This is a genomic window from Burkholderia sp. PvR073, from assembly GCF_054055695.1.
Map to the genome: position 1 here is coordinate 242,973 of NZ_JBSRXO010000006.1, position 16,371 is coordinate 259,343.

The 16,371-nt window shown below is 68.7% G+C and carries 15 protein-coding genes; 12 read left to right on the forward strand and 3 right to left on the reverse strand.

All coding sequences use genetic code 11. From position 1 onward, the window contains the following. Window position 1: 1 nt before the first annotated feature. Window positions 2-562 carry a cytochrome b gene (locus ACVK00_RS20000; RefSeq protein WP_228906891.1) on the reverse strand — a complete coding sequence of 187 codons (561 nt, stop codon included), beginning with the start codon at window positions 560-562 and terminating at the stop codon, window positions 2-4. Between the two features lie 258 nt (window positions 563-820). Here ACVK00_RS20000 and ACVK00_RS20005 point away from each other — a divergent pair, with 258 nt between their 5' ends. From ACVK00_RS20005 to ACVK00_RS20040, 8 genes are all read left to right on the forward strand, one after another. Further along, window positions 821-1,486, forward strand: coding sequence for a paraquat-inducible protein A (locus ACVK00_RS20005; RefSeq protein WP_284894855.1), 666 nt, complete (start codon window positions 821-823; stop codon window positions 1,484-1,486). Next, window positions 1,483-2,112: a paraquat-inducible protein A gene (locus ACVK00_RS20010; RefSeq protein WP_166724016.1), complete on the forward strand. Its 630-nt coding sequence runs from the start codon at window positions 1,483-1,485 to the stop codon at window positions 2,110-2,112. Before ACVK00_RS20005 ends, ACVK00_RS20010 begins: the two co-directional genes overlap by 4 nt. Further along, complete coding sequence (locus ACVK00_RS20015; protein WP_228906888.1) at window positions 2,105-3,724, forward strand: PqiB family protein; 1,620 nt, start codon at window positions 2,105-2,107, stop codon at window positions 3,722-3,724. The genes ACVK00_RS20010 and ACVK00_RS20015 overlap by 8 nt, the downstream gene beginning before the upstream one ends. Further along, window positions 3,721-4,443 (forward strand): PqiC family protein, encoded by a 723-nt coding sequence (locus ACVK00_RS20020; protein ID WP_284894856.1) that lies wholly within the window; start codon window positions 3,721-3,723, stop codon window positions 4,441-4,443. The genes ACVK00_RS20015 and ACVK00_RS20020 overlap by 4 nt, the downstream gene beginning before the upstream one ends. A 510-nt stretch (window positions 4,444-4,953) precedes the next feature. Then, complete coding sequence (locus ACVK00_RS20025) at window positions 4,954-7,077, forward strand: site-specific recombinase (protein ID WP_284894857.1); 2,124 nt, start codon at window positions 4,954-4,956, stop codon at window positions 7,075-7,077. Between the two features lie 165 nt (window positions 7,078-7,242). Further along, a complete protein-coding gene (locus ACVK00_RS20030) occupies window positions 7,243-8,541 on the forward strand; it encodes a THUMP domain-containing class I SAM-dependent RNA methyltransferase (RefSeq protein ID WP_166724775.1) in 1,299 nt (432 codons plus the stop codon). Between the two features lie 295 nt (window positions 8,542-8,836). Beyond that, on the forward strand, window positions 8,837-9,241 hold the full coding sequence (locus ACVK00_RS20035; RefSeq protein ID WP_284894858.1) for a VOC family protein: 405 nt from the start codon (window positions 8,837-8,839) through the stop codon (window positions 9,239-9,241). Window positions 9,242-9,314: 73 nt separating this feature from the next. Beyond that, window positions 9,315-10,001 carry a helix-turn-helix transcriptional regulator gene (locus ACVK00_RS20040; protein WP_166724773.1) on the forward strand — a complete coding sequence of 229 codons (687 nt, stop codon included), beginning with the start codon at window positions 9,315-9,317 and terminating at the stop codon, window positions 9,999-10,001. 85 nt (window positions 10,002-10,086) lie between these two features. On the opposite strand, the gene ACVK00_RS20045 is transcribed toward ACVK00_RS20040, so the two are convergent. Continuing rightward, window positions 10,087-11,010, reverse strand: a complete 924-nt coding sequence (locus ACVK00_RS20045) for a carbon-nitrogen hydrolase family protein (RefSeq protein ID WP_228906884.1) — start codon at window positions 11,008-11,010, stop codon at window positions 10,087-10,089. Window positions 11,011-11,091: 81 nt separating this feature from the next. Here ACVK00_RS20045 and ACVK00_RS20050 point away from each other — a divergent pair, with 81 nt between their 5' ends. The 4 genes from ACVK00_RS20050 (at window position 11,092) to ACVK00_RS20065 (ending at window position 15,603) form a co-directional block, all read left to right on the forward strand. Then, a complete protein-coding gene (locus ACVK00_RS20050; RefSeq protein WP_284894859.1) occupies window positions 11,092-12,012 on the forward strand; it encodes a LysR family transcriptional regulator in 921 nt (306 codons plus the stop codon). Between the two features lie 192 nt (window positions 12,013-12,204). Next, window positions 12,205-12,714 carry an NUDIX hydrolase gene (locus ACVK00_RS20055; RefSeq protein WP_175668759.1) on the forward strand — a complete coding sequence of 170 codons (510 nt, stop codon included), beginning with the start codon at window positions 12,205-12,207 and terminating at the stop codon, window positions 12,712-12,714. Next, on the forward strand, window positions 12,711-13,865 hold the full coding sequence (gene mnmA, locus ACVK00_RS20060; RefSeq protein ID WP_175726779.1) for a tRNA 2-thiouridine(34) synthase MnmA: 1,155 nt from the start codon (window positions 12,711-12,713) through the stop codon (window positions 13,863-13,865). The genes ACVK00_RS20055 and mnmA overlap by 4 nt, the downstream gene beginning before the upstream one ends. Window positions 13,866-13,983: 118 nt before the next feature. Next, the gene (locus tag ACVK00_RS20065; RefSeq protein ID WP_284894860.1) at window positions 13,984-15,603 is read left to right on the forward strand and encodes an FMN-binding glutamate synthase family protein; all 1,620 of its coding nucleotides are present in this window, start codon (window positions 13,984-13,986) and stop codon (window positions 15,601-15,603) included. 104 nt (window positions 15,604-15,707) lie between these two features. Here the strand turns inward: ACVK00_RS20065 and ACVK00_RS20070 are convergent, their stop codons facing one another. Next, entirely contained in the window at window positions 15,708-16,322 is a 615-nt protein-coding gene (locus tag ACVK00_RS20070) for a glutathione S-transferase family protein (protein ID WP_284894861.1), read from the reverse strand. Between the last annotated feature and the right edge of the window lie 49 nt (window positions 16,323-16,371).

The following is a 16,371-nucleotide window of genomic DNA, read 5'->3' on the forward strand; positions in this document are numbered from 1 at the left end:
TTCATTTGGCAAAGGGAAGCATCCGCGACAGCAGGCCGTCGCGGTCCAACAGCTGGTGCTTGAGCGCCGCGAGCACGTGCAGCGAAACGAGCGCAAGCAAAATGTAATTCAAAGACACGTGAAGCGTCTTGAACGTTTCCTTCAGCACCGGATCGGGATCGATCAGGCGCGGCAACGGCACGATGCCGAGGTAGACGACCGGGATGTTCGACGCCGAGCTGTACAGGTAGCCGGTTACCGGGATCACCAGCATCAGCACGTACAGCAGGATGTGCACGCCGTGCGACGCCGCCCGCTGCCATGCCGGCGTATTGCCCGGCAATGCCGGCGACGCGTGGGTCGCACGCCACAGCACGCGCACGACGGCCAGCGCGAACGCCGTCACGCCGATCCACTTGTGCCACGAGAAGTACTTCAGCTTGGTCGGCGTGAAACCGGGGATGTCCGTCATCACCCAGCCGAGCGCGAAGCCGCAGATGATCAGCAGCGCGATCAACCAGTGCAGCGCGATCGCGGTCTGCGTGTAACGTACCGGCCGGGCCGGCAGCGATTTCGATGCCATCTTGGTTTCCTCAGTTGAGCGAACGGCCGCGCCGGTAAATCCGTCCGACGCTTGCCACGGGCGCCATGCTACCGCAACCTTTTGTCCTGCGCGGACTCTGAGGACAGGCGCGCCAGCCGGCCGCCATGTCTACGCCATGTTACCGATCGGTCACCAGAAAGCGGAACGTTGACGCGCCGAAAAGGCCGTTTTGGTAAGATTGGCGCGGGTTCCGGCCCCGTCGGCGCACGTCTCTGCCGTCACGCAACCGCCTCCTCCATGCAACGATACGACCTGATTGCCTGCCACGAATGCGACGCACTGTTGCATAAACCGCGCCTGAGCGGTCGCGAAATCGCGCGCTGCCCGCGCTGCGACGCGCTGCTCTACCGCAACAGCACCAAGCAGATCGAGCGCATCAGCGCGCTCGCGGTCGCGGCGCTGGTGACGTTCGTCATCGCGCAGACCTTCCCGATCCTGGAAATGGACCTGAACGGCACCCGAGTGCAGACGACGTTGATCGGCGCGATCGATTCGCTGTGGCACCAGGGCATGGAAGTCGTGGGTGTCATGGTGTTCTGCTCGACCGTGCTGTTCCCGCTCGTCGAGATGGCCGCGCTGCTTTACGTGCTGCTGCCGATCCGCCGCGGCGTCGTGCCGCCGGGCCTCAACCTGGTGCTGCGCACGATCCAGCTCGTGCGGCCGTGGGGAATGATCGAGGTGTTCATGCTCGGCATCGTCGTGACGATCGTGAAGATGGTGAGCCTCGCGCGCGTCGTGCCCGACGCCGCGCTGTTCGCGTTCGGCGCGCTCACGCTGATGACTGCCGTCGTGTTGATGTTCGATCCGCGCACGCTGTGGGACATCGCCGACGACCTGCGCGCCGGCCGTCCGCCCGGTCGGCCCGACGGCGCCGCACCGCTGCCGCAAGGCCCCCGCCGATGACGACGCCGACCGCGGCCCGCGAGGGCTACGCCAGCTGCCACGCATGCGGGCTGGTGCAGACGATCGATCATCCGCATGCGCGTTGCGCGCGCTGCGGCAGCACGCTCCATTTCCGTACGCCGAACAGCATCATGCGCACCTGGGCGCTGCTGCTCGCCGCCGCGATCCTCTATATCCCGGCGAACCTGCTGCCGATCATGCGCACCTCGTCGATCGTCGGCTCGCAGGAAGACACGATCATGAGCGGCGTCATCTATTTCTGGACGTCGGGCGACTGGCCGCTCGCCCTCGTCGTGTTCGTCGCCAGTATCCTCGTGCCGATGCTCAAGCTCGGCGTGCTGCTGATCCTCGTGATCAGTTCGCAGCGCCGCACCACGTGGCGGCCGCTTCAGCGCACGCGGCTGTACCGGATCGTCGAGCGCATCGGCCGCTGGTCGATGCTCGACATCTTCGTCGTGACGCTCACTGTCGCGCTCGTCCATTTCCGTTCGCTCGCCGTCATCACGGCCGGCCCCGGCGCACTCGCGTTCGGCTCGGTCGTGATCCTGACGATGCTCGCGTCGATGCAGTTCGATCCCCGCCTGATCTGGGATCCAGTCGAAACCTCAGGGAAACACCATGAATAGTCCGCAAGGCCCGCAGCACGACGCGTCCCGGCCGCCCGACCCGTCGATCTCGACGAAAAGCGGCTGGCTGCCGTCGCTCGTCTGGCTCGTGCCGCTGATCGCCGCGCTGATCGGCATCGGCCTCGTGATCAAGTCCGTGCGCGAGCGCGGCCCGGAAATCTCGATCAGCTTCCACAGCGCGGAAGGCCTCGAGCCGGGCAAGACGCAGGTCAAGTACAAGGACGTCGAGATCGGCATGGTCAAGACGATCAAGCTGTCGAAAGACCTGTCGCGCGTGCTCGTCCAGGTGCAATTGAAGAAGGAAGCCGAGGACTTCGCGGTCAAGGGCTCGCGCTTCTGGATCGTGCGTCCGCGCGTCGGCGCGACCGGCGTGTCGGGGCTCGGCACGCTGCTGTCGGGCGCGTATATCGGCGTCGACGGCGGCCACGGGCAGGACACGCAGACCGACTTCACCGGGCTCGAATCCCCGCCGGCCGTGACCGGCGACCAGAAGGGCACGCAGTACGTGCTGCGCGGCGATTCGCTCGGCTCCGTCGACATCGGCTCGCCCGTCTACTACCGCCGCGTGCAGGTCGGGCAAGTGGTCGGCTTCTCCCTCGACAAGGACGGCACGGGCGTCACCTTCAACGTGTTCGTCAATGCACCGTACGACCAGTACGTCGGCGTGAACTCGCGCTGGTGGCAGGCGAGCGGCGTCGACTTGCGGCTCGATTCGAGCGGCCTGAAGCTGAACACGCAGTCGCTCGCGACGGTGATCCTCGGCGGCATTGCGTTCCAGACGCCGCCGAACCAGGGCACCGGTGCGAGCGCGCCGAACAACACGACCTTCCGCTTGGGCTCCGACGAGGCCGACGCGATGCGCGATCCGGACGGCCAGCCGCTGCAGGTCGTGATGAACTTCAACCAGTCGCTGCGCGGGCTCGGCGTGGGCGCGCCGGTCGACTTCCGCGGCATCGTGCTCGGCGAAGTGACGAACATCGGCATCGACTACGATCCGAAGACCAAGAACTTCCTGATGCCGGTCACGATGAACGTGTATCCGGAGCGGCTCGGCCGGCGGTTCCGCGAAACGATCGAGAGCCAGGGCGAACCGGCCCGCCGCGACATCGTCGAGCGCCTCGTCAAGCACGGGCTGCGCGGCCAGCTGCGCACCGGCAACCTGCTGACGAGCCAGCTGTACGTCGCGCTCGACTTCTTCCCGAAGGCGCCGCCCGCGAAGATCGACACCACCCGCCAGCCGCTCGAGCTGCCGACGGTGCCGAACACGCTCGACGAGCTGCAGCTGCAGGTCGCCGACATCGCGAAGAAGCTCGACAAGGTGCCGTTCGACCAGATCGGCGCGAACCTGAACAGCGCGCTGTCGAACGCCGACAAGCTGTTCAAGCAGCTCGACACGCAGATCGCGCCGCAAGCGCGCGACACGCTGTCGGCCGCGCAGCAGACCTTCTCCACCGCCGAGGCGACGCTGCAGCAGGATTCGCCGCTGCAGTCCGACGTGCGCGGCGCGCTGAAGGAGCTCACGCGCACGCTGCAATCCCTGAACGCGCTCGCCGACTATCTGGAGCGCCACCCCGAATCGCTGCTCAAGGGCAAGCCAGGAGATCAACAATGACGACACGCGTGAACGGTTTCGCGAGCGGCGCGGCGGCGGCTTTCGCCGTGCTCGCGCTCGCCGCGTGCAGCTCGCCGCCCGCGCGGTTCTACACGCTCAGCCCGGCCGGCGCCACGGCAACCATGCGCACCGCGCCGGCCAACCCGCCATTCCTGATCGAGGTGCCGTCCGTCGGCGTGCCCGAACAGGTCGCGAAGAACCAGCTCGTCGTGCAGAAGAACGCCGCGCAGGTCGACGTGCTCGAACAGGAGCGCTGGGCCGCGCCGCCCGCCGACGAGATTCGCCGCGCGCTGTCCGACGATCTCGCCGCGCAGCTCGATACGATCGACGTCGCGAATTCCGCGTACCCGGTCGGCGTGCCCGTCTATCGGATCAGCGTGAACCTGCAGCGCTTCGATTCGTGGCCCGGCAAGCGTGCGGCGATCGATGCGGTGTGGAGCGTGCGCGCGCTCGGCACGCAGGCGGTGATGACGTGCCGCACGAGCGTCGCGGAACCGGTCGGGGATGGCTACGACGCGCTCGTCGCCGGCCACCGGCGCGCGCTCGACGTGATTGCGTCGCAGGCGGCGTCCGGCGTGCGCGCGATGGCCGCGCAGCGCAATGCGACGGCGACGCGGACCACGTCCGGCAAGGCAACGGCCACCGCGCCCGTGCTGCCCTGCCCGGCCAATCCGACGCCCGGCGACGACGCGGGCGCGAGCGGCAAGTCCGGCGCGTAAGCGTGCGGCGCGCGGGCCGGCGTCCGGTGTATTCGCACCTGCCACCGCATTCGGCACGCGCCGCCCGATAGCGATCATCGGCGGCGATCCGCGTGCGCGCCGCCGCGCACGCGGACCCGCAGCCATCGCCGCCATCGCCGATGCAGCCGACACCGCGCGCCATCCATCGGCCGGACGGCCGCTTTGCACTGTTTGTCAAAATCCGCCGGAACCGGCGCCACGCAACACGGTCCGCTTGCGTTTTCGCGCCCGATTGACGATCCTACGCACTTTCCGGCTCGCGCCGCCTGTCGTGCGCGCCAGCCGGCGGCGATCCGTCCGTGTCCGGTCCGATCGCCGCGTCTCCCTAGCGCCCGCACGCGATCCGCGTGCACCGCATCGGGACAGCCGCATCGCGGGTCGCCGCGTATTTTCCGGCCACCTGACCAGCCTTACCGTTCCCCCGGCGCCGTGCCGTGTTCCCGACCGGCACCCCGAACCCGCCCGTCCAGGGCTTTCGCTATTCCGTTTATGTTTCGTTCCCTGACGACCCTGATCAAGAAGTGGCGCGCGTCGCGCAGTACGGGCCACCAGCTCGACGCGCTGCTCGCGCACGCCGACGCGGACGCGTCGTACGCCGAGCGCAGCGAATGGCTGATCGAGCTCGCGCACTGGCTGCGCCGCAGCGGCACGGTGCAGCCCGCGCCGGACGCGACGGCCGCGCACGACGCCGGCACGCGCACGTATCCGGCACACGCGCGGCTGCGCTACCTGTTCCACGTGCTCGACCGCAATCCCGTGTGGAAATCGCACGCGGCGCGCATCCTGCGCGGGATCCTGCGCGAATGCGACGGCATCTCGCTGCTGTGCGACGCGGGGATGCCGGTGCATTCCGGCTTCTTCGGCGCGCTGTTCGAGCGGATCGACTCGTCGCTGATCCCGCCCGCGCCGAACCGCCGCGAGCTGACCGCACTGTTCACGCTGATGTTCCCGGCGCCGGAAGACGCGCAATGGATCGACGCGCTGCCCGACGACCTGCTCGCCCGCCTCGCCGACCTGAATGCGTACGACGTCACCGACGAAGAACGCCACGAGCCCGGCTCGTTCTCGCGCGACCTGCTGGCCGCGCTGCACAACCTGACCTGCCAGATCAGCTCGACCGGCCTGTCGCAGACGGTGCGCAGCCGCCTGTCCGACGACGACGCGCGCAAGCCGCTCGAAACGCAGCCGTTCTACCGCCTCACGCGCGCGATGCTCGCGGTCGAGACGGCGCACGCGGCCGTCGAGGACGGCGGCGATCCGAGCAAGCTGCTGCACGAAGTGAACTACCTGCGCGTGCTGCTCGACGAATGCCGGACCGCGGTCGACGACGTGTTCACGCACCTGTACCGCAACGGCGTGTCGGTCGACATCGTGTTCCAGGTCGAACGGATGCGCATGCGCATACTGCGCGCCGAAACGCTGCTCAACGCCTGGATGGCGCGCGACGACCTGCGCGGCATGGCGCGCCTGACGGCCGAGCTCGTCGACGCGAACCAGAACAGCCAGAGCGTGTCGCACCTCGTGCGCAGCAACTTCTCGCTGTTCGCGCGCAAGCTGGTCGAGACCAACGCGGACACCGGCGAGCACTACATCTCGCGCGGCCGCGCCGAATACCTGAAGATGCTGCGGATGGCCGCGGGCGGCGGCCTCGTCACCGTCGCGACCGTATGCGTGAAGTTCGCGATCACCGGCGCGCACCTGCAGTCGATGCTCGAAGGGCTGCTCGCGGGCATCAACTACGCGGCGAGCTTCATGCTGATGCACTTCCTGCACTTCACGCTCGCGACCAAGCAGCCCGCGATGACCGCGCCGACGCTCGCGCGCGAGCTCGACGAAACCGGTCACGACGAAGGCGTGAAGGCGTTCGTCGCGTCGGTGATCGCGCTGATCCGCACGCAGGCGGCGGCGATCTCCGGCAACGTGCTCGTCGTGCTGCCCGTGTGCCTGCTCGTGCAGCTGTTCGCGAGCCACCTGCTGCACGGGAACCTGATCTCACCGGAAAAAGCGCACGCCACGCTGCATTCGTTCTCGCTGCTGGGCCCGACGCCGTTCTATGCCGCGCTCACGGGCGTGCTGCTGTGGTCGTCGAGCCTGCTCGCGGGCTGGGCCGACAACTGGTTCGTGCTGCACCGGGTCGGCGACGCGCTCACGTACAACCGCCGGCTGCGACTCACGCTCGGCGCATCGGGCGCCGCGAAGCTCGCGCATTTCTGCCGCTCGAACGTCGCGGGCGTGGTCGCGAACGTCGGCCTCGGCCTGATGCTCGGCCTGGTCCCGGCGATCGTCACCGTGTTCCTGTTCCCGTTCGAGGTGCGGCACGTGACGCTGTCGGCCGGCTCGATCGGGATCGCGCTCGGCGTGCTCGGCAAGGACGCGCTGAGTACGCCGGAGCTGTGGTGGGCCTGCGCCGGCGTGCTGAGCATGGCGATCCTCAACGTGCTCGTGAGCTTCGCGCTCGCGTTCACGATGGCCGTGCGCTCGCGCAGCCTGCGCCGCGCCAAGGTGCGCGCGCTGGTCGGCGCGATCGTCCGCACGGTGCTGTCGAAGCCGTCCGCGCTGTTCTGGCCTGCCGGCGCGCCGGCCGCGCGGGCCGGCCAGCCGGACTCGCACTGACCGCGCGACGGTAGCGCGGCGGCCGCCAGGGCGCCGCCGCGCGGACTGCCCGGCCCGCGGGCGCGGCTGGCGCACGCGCGCCGGTGCCCCGAATCGGACGCAACACCGGCCGCGGCCGCCCGCGCCGCGTACAATGGTGGACTTTTGCACGCCCTCACCCGCCTTATGTCCTCGCCCACCCTGTACGAATTCTTCGCTCCCTGCCCGCGCGGCCTCGAAGCGGTGCTTGCCGCCGAGCTGGCCGAAATCGCCGGCCGCCATCTGGACGGCGCGCCGTTCACCGCGGGCGCGCAGGTGCCGGGCGGCGTTCATTTCCGCGGCGGCTGGGCCGCCGGCATGGCCGCGAACCTCCATTCGCGAATTGCGAGCCGGATCCTGCTGAAGATCGCGCACCGCCCGTACCGCAACGAACAGGACGTCTACGCACTCGCGCTCGAGCAGCCGTGGGAACGCTGGTTCGCAGCGACGCAGACGCTGCGCGTCGACATCACCGCGATCAAGTCGCCGCTGAAGAGCCTCGAATTCGCGACGCTGCGCGTGAAGGACGCGATCTGCGACCGGATGCGCGAGAAGACCGGCGCGCGGCCGAGCATCGACACCGGCGCGCCGGACGTGCGCGTGTTCGCGTTCCTGACGGCCACCGAGTGCACGCTGTACCTCGATACGTCGGGCGAGCCGCTGTTCAAGCGCGGCTGGCGCCTCGACAAGGGCGCGGCGCCGCTGCGCGAGAACCTCGCGGCCGGCATCCTGCGCCTGACGGGCTGGACGCCCGGCACCGCGCTGTACGACCCGATGTGCGGCAGCGGCACGTTCCTGGCGGAAGCCGCGCAGATCGCGCTCGGCGTCGCGCCGGGCGTCGAGCGCCGCTTCGGCTTCGAAAAGCTCAAGCAGTACGACATCACCGCATGGCAGGGCCTGAAGGTCCCGGCGCTCGACGCAAAGCGCGCGGCGCGCGGCAAGCGCGATGCGCTCGGCGTGTACGGCAGCGACATCTCCGGCGACATGCTCGAGAAGGCGCGCGCGAACCTCGAGCGCGCGGGCGTACCGTCGGTGTGGCTCAAGCAGGTCGACGCGCGCGGCATGACGCCGCCGTGCGACGGCCCGGGCATCATCCTCGCGAACCCGCCGTACGGCGAGCGGATCGAGGTGCGCGGCCGCAGTGCGCGCGGCGAGGTACGCGAGACGGGCCGCAACCGCGACAACGACGATGCGTTCCGCCGCACCCACACCGACGCGCCGGACAGCGAGTTCTTCAACGCGCTCGGCGATGCGCTCAAGCAGCGCTTCACGGGCTGGCAGGCGTTCCTGCTGACGTCGGACCGGTCGCTGCCGGGCATGCTGCGGCTGCGCGAATCGGCGAAGACGCCGCTGTTCAATGGCGCGCTCGAATGCCGGCTGTTCCGCTTCGACCTGATCGCCGGCAGCGTGAAGGCACGCCCGGCCGCGCCGGAAGGCGACGCCTGACACGCGAAGCGGCCGCTGCGGCCGCCTGCTGACACCCTGACGACGCCCGGCATCCGCCGGGCGTTTTTCGTTGCGGGGCGCCGAGGCATGCGGGGCCGCGGCCGCCGCGCCCACCGCGCTTCGATCCGCCCGTCCCATACGGTGCCGCCCGGCCGGGACGCCGGCGAAGCGACCTTTCGTCAGCCCCGCCATGACTACTGACAGCACGCTGTCAGCAGCCCCCGCTCACACTGCAATCCCGGCGCAATGCAAGGCTGGTTTCCATCAACAACCCGAACAAGACAAGGAACTCGTCATGACGTCCGCAACTGCAACCGCAACCCTCGAACGTGCGATCGCGTGGTTCGACATCCCGTCCCTCGATTTCGACCGGGCGATCCGTTTCTACGAAACCGTGCTGCAAACGACGCTGCAGCGCGAAGTCATCGGCGGCGTGCCGATGGCCATATTCGATCATGAAGCGTCGAGCACGGGCGGCAGCATCGTGTTCGATCCGCAGCAGATGAAGCCGAGCGCGAACGGCGTGCTCGTGTATCTGAACGCCGGAGAGTCGGTCGTCGCGGCGCTCGAACGCGCGAAACGCGCGGGCGGCGTCGTGCAGGGCTCGGTCATCGAGCTGCCGAACAACTACGGCTACATCGGCTACCTGATCGATACCGAAGGCAACCGCGTCGGCCTGCACGCCCCGAAATGCCACTGAGCGCGTCCACGATCCTGTCGGCGCGGCGCTATCATCGCGAAGTTCCCGTTGCCGTTGGAGTCGAGGTGCAGCCATGACGCGCCGTGCCGACCGCCTGTTCCAGATCGCCGAGCTGCTGCGCGGGCGGCGTCTCACGACCGCGCAGCAGCTCGCCGACTGGCTGTCGGTGTCGCCGCGCACGGTCTATCGCGACGTGCGCGACCTGCAACTGTCAGGGGTACCGATCGAAGGCGAAGCCGGCATCGGCTACCGGCTGAACCGCAACGCGAGCCTGCCGCCGCTCACGTTCACGGCCGAGGAACTCGCGGCGCTCGCGGTCGGCGCGCGGATGCTCGAGACCTGGGGCGGCGCCCGCTTCGCGGGTGGCGCACGCTCGGCGCTCGCGAAGATCGCGTCGGCGATGCCGGCCGACAAGCGCACGGCGCTCGACCGCCTGCCGGTGTTCGCGCCGTCGTTCCACATCGACGAGACGTTCTGCGCGAAGGTCGACGCGATCCACCAGGCGGTCGACACGCACCACATCGTCAGCTTCGACTACCGCGACCGGCTCGGCGCGCACACGCAGCGCCGCGTGTGGCCGCTCGGGCTCGTCTACTGGGGCGGACGCTGGACGATCGGCGCGTGGTGCGAACTGCGCGGCGACTTCCGCACCTTCGACATCGCGCGGATGGGCGACATCACCGTGCACGAGCAGTTTCCGGACATGGAAGGCAGGCGGATCGCCGACTACATGCGGATCGCGGAAGCGCCGATGCGCTGACGCGCGCGGCAGCAGCAGGCCGGAGCCGCCCCGCCGGCCCCGCCGCCCTTCGAGCGCCGGGACGTCGGCGCCCCGGCAACGCCTGTCAGCCCTCGAACACCACCGGCCGCTTCGACCGCTCGTCGACGTGCAGCGAAAACACGTCGGCGCGCGCATAGTGCCCGACCACGTCGAAGTCGTAACGCGCACGCACGAGCTCGTCGGTATCGATGCGCGCGGTCACGAGCCCGGCCTCGCCGATCAGCGGCTCCGTCAGCAGGTCGCCGAGCGGCCCGACGATCACGCTGCCGCCGCGGATCAGCGGCCGCTCGGGATCCCAGCCCGGCACGTCGATGCCGAGCGCGCGCGGCGACGGCTGCACCTGGCAGGCGCTCACGACGAAGCAGCGCCCCTCGTGCGCGATGTGCCGCATCGAGCTTTGCCACAGGTCGCGCTCGTCGACGGTCGGCGCACACCAGATCTGCACGCCTTTCGCATACATCGCGCAGCGCAGCAGCGGCATGTGGTTCTCCCAGCAGATCGCGGCCCCCGCGCGGCCCGCGGCCGTGTCGACCACCGGGAGCGTCGAGCCGTCGCCCTGCCCCCAGATCAGCCGCTCGGTGCCGGTCGGCATCAGCTTGCGGTGCTTCGCGACGAGCCCGTCGCGCGGGTCGAAGAACAGCGCCGTGCAGTACAGCGTGCTGCCGCCGCGCTCGATCACGCCGACCACGAGGCTCGCCCCCGTGCGCTGCGACAGTGCGGCCAGTTCGTCGGTTTCGGGCCCGGGCACGTCGATCGCCTGCGCGGCGTAGCGCGCATACGCGTCCCGGCCCTCGGGCAACCGGTAGCCGAGCCGCGTGCCGAAGCTCTCGCCTTTCGGATAGCCGCCGAGCACGGCCTCGGGCAGCACGACGAGCGACGCGCCGCTGTCGCGGATCGCGGTTTCGTAGCCGAGGATCGTGTCGAGCGTGGCGCGCGTGCCGGCGGGCGATGCGCCGATCTGCAGCGCGGCGATGACTGAGGTGGACATGAAGGCGTCTCCGGGTGAGTGGGGTGACGCCATCTTTATCGATATCATTTCATCGATCAAATCGATACAACGATAACTGACATGAATGCCGATGATATCGCCGGACTCGACCTGAACCTGTTGAAGGTGTTCGAGGCGCTGTACGAGGAAGGTGGCGCGAGCCGCGCGGCACTGCGGCTCGGCCTCACGCAGTCGGCGGTCAGCGCGGCGCTTGCGCGGCTGCGCGTGATCTACGCCGATCCGCTGTTCGTGCGCACCGGCCGCGGGCTCGCGCCGACGCCGCGCGCGGACGAACTCAAGCCGATCCTGTCCGATGCGCTCGACCGCTGCCGCGAAAGCCTCGCGATCGCGGCCGACGGCGGCGAGCGGGTCGGCCGCACGATCTCGATCGGCTTGTCGGACGACTTCGAGATCGCGCTCGGCCGCGCGCTGATCGACGCGGTCGCGCGGGAAGCCGCGGGCATCCGGCTGATCTTCCGGCAGACGCACAGTGGCATCGCGGGCGACGCGCTGCTGCGGCATGGCGTCGATCTCGCGATCGCGTCGGGCGGGTTCTCGGCCAACGGCCTCAGCCGGCGCGCGGTCGCGACGGGCGGCTACGCGTGCCTGATCGATCCGGCCGGCCGCGCGCGAGCGCCGCGCACGCTCGCGCTCGCCGAGTTCCTGCAGCGCGATCACCTGCTCGTGTCGTCGGGCGGCGTGATCGGGATCGTCGACGAGGCGCTGGCCGCGCTCGGCCACAAGCGGCGCGTCGTGGCCTCGACCACGCACTTCGCGGCGCTGCCGTACCTGCTCGCCGGTTCCGCCGCGGTGGCGACGATTCCCGCGCATGCGGCACGCGCGATCGCGCAGTCGACGTCGCTGCGCGCCCTCGCGTGCCCGGTCGAGCTGCCGCGCTACCCGGTGGAGATCGGCTGGCGCACCAGCACGCAGCGCGACCCGGCGATCGTGCGCGTGCGGGACACGATCGCCGCCTGCGTCGCGACGATCGTCGCGCCGTGAAAAATGGGGGCGCGATTCAGCGTCTCCGGTCCGCTCTGCCGCCCGGGCCGTTCGCCGATCGCGGCCGCGCCGCGCCACCGATACGCGCCACGGCAAATCGGGCGCGCGGCGCCGCGGTGCGGATGACCAGGGTCGGATTCGTCTAACGAAGGGGCCGGCAGCGTCCGGGCGCAACCGGTAAAATGCCGAACCATGAAACCCGAAATCTGGACCCCGCATGTGACCGTTGCAGCGCTCGTCGAGCGCGCCGGTCGCTTTCTCGTGATCGAGGAAGAAACCTCCACGGGCCTGCGCATCAACCAGCCGGCCGGCCATCTCGAAGCCGGCGAGACGCTCGCCGACGCCGTGATCCGCGAGACGCTCGAGGAAACCGCGCATCCGTTCGTCCCCGACGCGCTCGTCGGCGTCTATCTCGCGCACTACGACCGCCCCGGCACCGCCGGCGCGACCTACCTGCGCTTCACATTCTGCGGCACGGCCGGCGAGCCGCTGCCGGGCCACGTGCTCGACGACGGCATCGTCCGCACGCTGTGGATGAGCGCCGACGAACTGCGCGCGTGCAGCGAGCGCCACCGCTCGCCCGCGGTGATGCGCTGTGTCGACGACTATCTCGCCGGGCGGCGCATTCCGCTCGATTTCGTGCATACGCATTCGGTCGCGCCGCGCCCGGACGCATTCGACCGCCAGGCGGTAAGCAAATGACCAAGCGCCGTGTAGTAGTGGGCATGTCGGGCGGCGTCGATTCGTCGGTGACCGCATGGCTGCTGAAGGAACAAGGGTACGACGTGGTCGGCCTGTTCATGAAGAACTGGGAAGACGACGACGACGGCGAATACTGCTCGACGCGCCAGGACTGGATCGACGTCGTGTCGGTCGCCGACCTGATCGGCATCGACGTGGAAGCGGTGAACTTCGCGGCCGAGTACAAGGACCGCGTGTTCGCCGAATTCCTGCGCGAATACTCGGCCGGCCGCACGCCGAACCCGGACGTGCTGTGCAACGCCGAGATCAAGTTCAAGGCGTTCCTCGATCACGCGATGTCGCTCGACGCGGAAATGATCGCGACCGGCCACTACGCGCGCGTGCGCGAACGCGACGGTCGCTTCGAACTGCTGAAGGCGTTCGATCATACGAAAGACCAGTCGTACTTCCTGCATCGGCTGAACCAGGCGCAACTGTCGAAGACGATGTTCCCGCTCGGCGAGATCCCGAAGACGAAGGTGCGCGAGATCGCCGCGCAGATCGGCCTGCCGAACGCGAAGAAGAAGGACTCGACGGGCATCTGCTTCATCGGCGAACGGCCGTTCCGCGACTTCCTGAACCGCTATCTTCCGACGAAACCGGGCCCGATGAAGACGCCGGACGGCAAGGTGATCGGCGAGCACATCGGGCTCGCGTTCTACACGTTCGGCCAGCGCAAGGGCATCGGCCTCGGCGGCAGCAAGGACGGCAGCGGCGAACCGTGGTTCGTCGCCGCGAAGGACATCGCGTCGAACACGCTGTACGTCGTGCAGGGCCACGACCATCCGTGGCTGCTGTCGCGCCAGCTCGTCGCCGGCAACGTGAGTTGGGTCGCGGGCGAGCCGCCGGCCGAAGGCTTCTCGTGCGGCGCGAAGACGCGCTACCGGCAGGCCGACGCCGCATGCTCGTTCGGGCGGGCCGACGGCGAGCGCTTCTCGCTCGCATTCGACGACGCGCAATGGGCGGTGACGCCCGGCCAGTCGGCCGTGCTGTACGACGGCGAGATCTGCCTGGGCGGCGGCATCATCGAGTTCGCGGCCACCGGCCAGCCCGGCCAGACGGCGCCGGCACCGGCGGCAGGCCACGCCGGCGCGCTGGCCGAAGCACGCTGACATCCATTCGGTTTAGACTTGCGGCACGCCGCGCCCGGCGGAACACGATTCCGCCGCGGCCGGTGCGCCGCCGCGCAGCGTACGCATGGCGGCATTTCAAGATTCTTACGGAGTCCCCATGCTTTCCAGACGCTACCTCGCGATGTGGTGCGCCGTCCTGCTGCTCGTTGCCGCGGCCGCACTCGCGTCGATCCACGTGCTTTCCTGGCTGTGGATCATCATCCCCGTCGCCCTCGTCGCACTCGGCCTGTACGACCTGAAACAGGACCGTCACGCGATCCTGCGGAATTACCCGCTCTGGGGTCATTTCCGCTTCCTGTTCGAATTCATCCGCCCCGAGATCCGCCAGTATTTCGTCGAGGACGACACCGACGAGAAACCGTTCTCGCGCGCGCAGCGCAGCCTCGTCTACCAGCGCGCGAAGAACGTCGCCGACAACCGCCCGTACGGCACCGAACTGAACGTGAAGGCCGTCGCGCACGAATGGATCAGCCACTCGCTCGCGCCGACGAAGCTGCCGAACCACGACTTCCGCATCCGGGTCGGCGCAAACCGCGCGCAGCCCTACGACATCTCGATCTTCAACATCTCGGCGATGAGCTTCGGCTCGCTGTCCGCGAACGCGATCCGCTCGCTGAACCTCGGCGCGAAGAAAGGCGGTTTCGCGCACGACACCGGTGAAGGCTCGCTGTCGAAGTACCACCGCGAGAACGGCGGCGACATCATCTGGGAAATCGCGTCCGGCTACTTCGGCTGCCGCAGCGAAGACGGCACGTTCAACCCGGACAAGTTCGCGAAGCAGGCCGCCGATCCACAGGTCAAGATGATCGAGATCAAGTTGTCGCAAGGCGCGAAGCCCGGCCACGGCGGTGTGCTGCCGGCCGCGAAGATCACGCCCGAGATCGCCGAGACGCGCGGCGTGCCGATGGGCAAGGACTGCATCTCGCCCGCGACGCACTCGGAATTCTCGACGCCGCGCGGGCTGCTCGAATTCGTCGAGCGGCTGCGCACGCTGTCGGGCGGCAAGCCGACCGGCTTCAAGCTGTGCATCGGCCATCCGTGGGAGTTCTTCGGGATCGCGAAGGCGATGATCGAGACGGGCATCGTGCCCGACTTCATCGTCGTCGACGGCGCGGAAGGCGGCACCGGCGCCGCGCCGCTCGAATTCACCGACCATGTCGGCGTGCCGCTGCAGGAAGGGCTGCTGCTGGTGCACAACACGCTCGTCGGGATCGGCGTGCGCGACCGCGTGAAGATCGGCGCGAGCGGCAAGATCATCACCGCGTTCGACATCGCGCGCACGCTCGCGATCGGCGCGGACTGGGTGAACTCGGCACGCGGCTTCATGTTCGCGGTCGGCTGCATCCAGGCGCAGCATTGCCACACCGACCGCTGCCCGACCGGCGTCGCCACGCAGGACCCGGTGCGCCAGCGCGCCCTTGTCGTGCCGGACAAGGCCGAGCGCGTGTACAACTTCCACCGCAATACGCTGCATGCGCTGCAGGAGCTCGTGCAGGCGGCCGGCCTCGGCCATCCGTCCGAGCTGCGCGCGCATCACATCGTGCAGCGCGTCGCGCCGCACGAGGTCCGGCTGATGTCGCAGTTGCTGAAGTACCTGAAGCCCGGCGCGCTGCTCGACGGCCAGACCTGCGGCTATACGCTGTACGACAAGTGGTGGCCGATCGCGCGCAGCGATTCGTTCGTGCTCGGCGAGACCGTTTACGCGTCGATCGAGTAACGCGTCGGACGTGCGATCGCCCGTCGTCCGGGCGATCCGCCAAAAAGAAAAGCGCCCCGCGGGGCGCTTTTCTTTTGTCTGCTCAATCCGCCGCCGGCAGCGGGTCAGGCTGGCGGCAGCGTGTCGGCGAACGTCTGCCGCTGCGACAGCTTCGCGAAATACTTGTCGAGGTTCGGATGGCGCTCGCGCCAGTTGAGCTCGGGCATCCGGAAGTCGAGGTAGCCAAGCGCGCAGCCGAGTGCGATGTCGGCGAGCGTGTAATGATTACCGACGCACCACGTCTTGCCGCCGAGGCCCTGCGACATCGCGACGAGGCCGTCGTCGATCTTGCGCTGCTGGCGCGCGATCCAGCTCGCGCTGCGCTGTGCTTCGTCACGCAGCGTGTGCTCGAGACGGATGGCAACGGCCGCGTCGAGCACGCCGTCACCCAGCGCTTCCCAGCAACGCACTTCGACACGCTCGCGCCCCGACGGCGGAATCAGCTTGCCGACCGGCGACAGCGTATCGACGTATTCGCAGATCACGCGGGAATCGAACACCGCGGCACCATCTTCCATCACGAGACACGGGACCTTGCCGAGCGGATTCGATGCATGAATGTTCGTCTCCGGCGCCCACACGTTCTCGAGCTCCAGCTTGTAGTCGATCTTCTTTTCAGCAAGCACGATCCGCGCCTTGCGGACGTACGGGCTGCTGAGCGAACCGATTAATTTCATCATCTGCCTTTTTAAGGGAACCGCCGAGAGTATACGTTGTCGTCGATCATAA